The sequence below is a fragment of the Gemmiger formicilis genome (assembly GCF_016901605.1).
Classification (GTDB): domain Bacteria; phylum Bacillota; class Clostridia; order Oscillospirales; family Ruminococcaceae; genus Gemmiger; species Gemmiger formicilis_B.
Genome location: NZ_JACJKP010000594.1, coordinates 1 through 292 on the forward strand (window position 1 = coordinate 1; position 292 = coordinate 292).

The window sequence follows — 292 nt, forward strand, 5'->3', positions numbered from 1 at the left end:
CTGTTCCGCAAAGGGCATATCGATGAAGTGTATGTGGTCTATACCGAGATGGTCACCCCCATGACGATGGAACCCCGCATGATCAAGCTGTTGCCCCTGGACCGGGATGCCTTCCCGTGGACGCCGCGCCGCAGTGCCGATGGCAGCGAGCGCCATGTGGTGACCTACGTGCCTTCGCCGGAACAGGTGCTCAGCCATATTGTGCCGGGTTACCTCAAGAGCGTGCTGTTCGGTGCACTGGTGGAGTCCTTCTGCTCCGAGCAGAACGCCCGCATGAGCGCCATGGACACCG

1 protein-coding gene is annotated in these 292 nt (G+C 61.3%); it reads left to right on the plus strand.

Translation table 11 applies throughout. The features are described 5' to 3' along the window. A partial coding sequence (locus H6B10_RS16065) for a F0F1 ATP synthase subunit gamma (protein WP_204652429.1) occupies window positions 1-292 on the plus strand: 292 nt, incomplete at both ends.